This is a genomic window from Streptomyces sp. TRM49041, assembly GCF_008271805.1.
In the GTDB taxonomy this organism is placed as follows: domain Bacteria; phylum Actinomycetota; class Actinomycetes; order Streptomycetales; family Streptomycetaceae; genus Streptomyces.
On sequence record NZ_VSRY01000042.1, the window covers coordinates 1 to 506 of the forward strand.

A 506-nucleotide genomic window follows, 5' to 3' on the forward strand; every position below is an offset into this window, starting at 1 on the left:
ATGTCGGTTGCGCTGCCGGTGGAGCGGGTGGAGGAGTTGGTCGCTCCGTATGCGGGTGGTGTGTCGGTGGCGGCGGTGAATGGTCCGGCGGCTGTTGTGGTGGCGGGTGAGCCGGGCGCGCTGGACGAGGTTCTGGCGGTGTGCGAACGGGACGGGGTGCGGGCGCGGCGGGTCAATGTGGACTACGCGTCGCACACCGCGCAGGTCGAGGCGCTGGAGGCGGAGCTTCTGGAGGTTCTGGCCCCGGTGGCGCCGCGGGCGGGGAAGGTCCCTGTGTACTCCACGGCGGTCGGTGCCTTCATCGACTCCGCGACGATGGACGCCGGGTACTGGTACCGGAACCTGCGCGGACAGGTCGGGTTCGAATCCGCCATCCGCGCGCTCGTCGACAACGGCACCGGGTGCTTCCTGGAGATGTCCCCCCACCCCGTGCTGACGATGGCGGTCGAGGAGACCGTGGAGGCACAGGACGCCGTCGGCCGGGTCGCCGTCGTCGGCTCCCTGCG

Annotated in this window: 1 protein-coding gene; it reads left to right on the forward strand. The window is 71.1% G+C overall.

Going from position 1 to position 506, the window contains the following annotated elements:
• The coding region (locus tag FVS66_RS02310; protein WP_149179267.1) for an acyltransferase domain-containing protein at positions 1-506 on the forward strand (506 nt) is incomplete at both ends.